General features: G+C 59.7%; 3 protein-coding genes. All 3 read left to right on the forward strand.

Features of this window, described 5'->3' with window-relative positions; translation table 11 throughout:
- The first annotated feature begins 469 nt into the window (after positions 1 to 469).
- Positions 470 to 1,528, forward strand: a complete 1,059-nt coding sequence (locus Pmgp_RS19000) for an Rpn family recombination-promoting nuclease/putative transposase (protein ID WP_134216223.1) — start codon at positions 470 to 472, stop codon at positions 1,526 to 1,528.
- A 272-nt stretch (positions 1,529 to 1,800) separates the two neighbouring features.
- Positions 1,801 to 2,007, forward strand: coding sequence for a hypothetical protein (locus Pmgp_RS19005; RefSeq protein ID WP_134216225.1), 207 nt, complete (start codon positions 1,801 to 1,803; stop codon positions 2,005 to 2,007).
- A gap of 34 nt (positions 2,008 to 2,041) precedes the next feature.
- Complete coding sequence (locus Pmgp_RS19010) at positions 2,042 to 2,326, forward strand: hypothetical protein (RefSeq protein ID WP_134216227.1); 285 nt, start codon at positions 2,042 to 2,044, stop codon at positions 2,324 to 2,326.
- Positions 2,327 to 2,417 lie beyond the last annotated feature (91 nt).

Raw genomic sequence — 2,417 nt, forward strand, 5'->3', positions numbered from 1 at the left:
CGGTTCTTCTGGCTGGTGAACGCACTCTCAACCACCAAGCCAAGGGGACGGTTCTCTTGGCAGGTATGATTACGGCGGCTGTGCGTAGATAAGTTAGGGTCAACCAGGGGGACGGTTCTTCTGGCTGGTGAACGCACTCTTGCCGCAAGCCAAGGGGACGGTTCTTTTGGCTGGTAAAGGCACTCTAAAAACGGTAAGATGAAACAGGGGTGAATACCATGCCAAGAACAGCCAGGGAAAAAAGTAAAACAGGTATATATCATATGATTCTACGGGGGATAAACCGGCATTGGGAACCAAGGGGACGGTTCTTGTGGTTGAATGACATCGGGAAGGCTCTCTTTGCAATAAGCTAATATTGAGTGCCTCTGCCGGGCACGCACCGGCGGGGGCTTTTTTTTCGCCAACTCCGCACCGTGTCAATTTCCCGCCCGATATGGTATAATACAGGCACAGGAGGACTGATCCCGTGCCCGATAGACAGCTCTACCACCACACCCACGATAAGGGATACAGAGAACTTCTCTCCAGCAAGCGGGCCTTTCTGGAGCTGCTCAAGACCTTTGTGCGGGAAGAATGGACAAAAGACATAGACGAAGACAGCCTGGTGCGGGTGGAAAAGTCCTACATCCTGCAGGACTTCAGCGAGAAAGAGGCAGACATCATCTACCGGCTGAAGACGAAAGGCGGCGAGGTGATATTCTACGTCCTGCTGGAGCTGCAGTCCACCGTAGACCACACCATGCCCTTCCGGCTGCTGCTGTACATGGTGGAGATATGGCGGGACATCTACAACAACACCCCCGAAAGCGAGCGGGAGCGCAAAGGGTTCCGGCTGCCCGCGATAATACCGGCGGTGCTGTACAACGGGGCGGACAGCTGGACCGCCGCCCTGAGTTTCAAAGAAATGCTGGCCGGGTACCGGCAGTTTGAGGAGCACGTGTTGGACTTCCGTTACGTCCTGTTTGACGTAAACCGGTACGACGCAGAAGAACTTTACCAGGCGGCCAACCTGGTCGCCAGCATATTCGCCCTTGACCAGAAGATGGACGCGGAGGAACTGGTCGGGCGGCTGCGGAAGCTGGCCGGAGTGCTGAAGGACCTGAGCCGGGACGAATTCAGGCGGTTTGCCGCCTGGCTTGGTCACGTGCTCAAGGCCAGGCTGCCCGAGCCATTGCGGGATAAGGTTGACAGGATAATAGGCGAAGTCGATCCGTGGGAGGTGGAAAAGATGATCACGAACCTGGAAATAACCCTCGAAGAGATGCAGCAGCAGGCGGAGATGCGCGGTTTGCTGAAGGGCAGGGCCGAAGGCAGGGCCGAAGGCAGGGCCGAAGCGAAACAGGACGCCATCTGCAAGTACCTCAAGCGCAGGTTCGGGCCTGCTTCCGAGGAACTGCAGCGGGTGGTGCGGGGAGTGACCGGCCTGGAGGCGCTGGACGGCGTGATGGAAGAGCTGTTTGCCGCGGACACCCTGGAAGAGGCGCGGGCCATCATCGGGGACGGGGTGGGGAAGTCTGTGCAGTGAACGGAACGGAATAGGTGAAAAGGGAGATCCCCGCGAGCCGGGAGGGCCTGCGGGGGTTTTTGTGTTTAGAAGAAACGGAAGAACCAATTGGACGGTTCCTTTGGTTTCTCCTGCTGCGGGCGCTGGTCGGCCCGCCACTCGCCCGTGACCCGGCTCGCCGCGAAAAAGCGCGGAAACTCACTGAATAACTTTCCGGCCCCGGGTGCGGGCGGCGGCCCCCCAGCGGTCCCAAGGGCGGGGGCCGAAGCGGCGGCCGGGAAACTCGCCGCGCAATGATGGTTCTGCAGTCAGCGCGGGCTGACGAGGGCCTGATCGGACGAATCTCCGGTCAGGCCCTTTTCCGCATTTCAGAGGAGACCCTGCCGGCCCGACCCGGCGGGGTCGCTTTCCTGTGCGGACGGGGGGCGATCGATCAGCGTGCGGAACCGCACGGGGAATGCCGTAACAGCCACAGGTTCAAACAGATATTATCACCGTGAACCGCCACGAAGAAAAAGAGAGGAGGTCACGACGATGCACCGAAAGACCTGCACCCGCTGCGGCAAAGATTCCTATTCGGCAGCGGTCGGCTCCGAATGGAGTTGCCCGCACTGCGGAGGGGACCTGACCGGCGAACCGGGTTCAACCAGGGGGACGGTTCTTCTGGCTGGTGAACGCACTCTTCCAAGCCAAGGGGACGGTTCTCTTGGCTGGCGTTTTTCACCAGCCAAGAATCGCGGTAGGGACACCCGTTACCGGGTGCCCCACGCACAGATCCGTACGGGTGTCAACCAGGGGGACGGTTCTTCTGGCTGGTGAACGCACTCTAAGGGGTTGACTGCCGTTTACCGGCGGCCGGCCCCTTCCCGTTGCCGGGACAAACCAAGGGGACGGTTCGACAAGCCAAGGG

This window comes from Pelotomaculum propionicicum, from assembly GCF_004369225.1.
In the GTDB taxonomy this organism is placed as follows: Bacteria; Bacillota; Desulfotomaculia; order Desulfotomaculales; family Pelotomaculaceae; genus Pelotomaculum_B; species Pelotomaculum_B propionicicum.

Excerpts from the sequence above, each read along its gene's own strand:
- Pmgp_RS19010 (WP_134216227.1), top strand. The coding sequence starts at position 2,042 with ATGCACCGAAAGACCTGCACCCGCTGCGGCAAAGATTCCTATTCGGCA.
- Pmgp_RS19005 (WP_134216225.1), top strand. The coding sequence starts at position 1,801 with ATGATGGTTCTGCAGTCAGCGCGGGCTGACGAGGGCCTGATCGGACGA.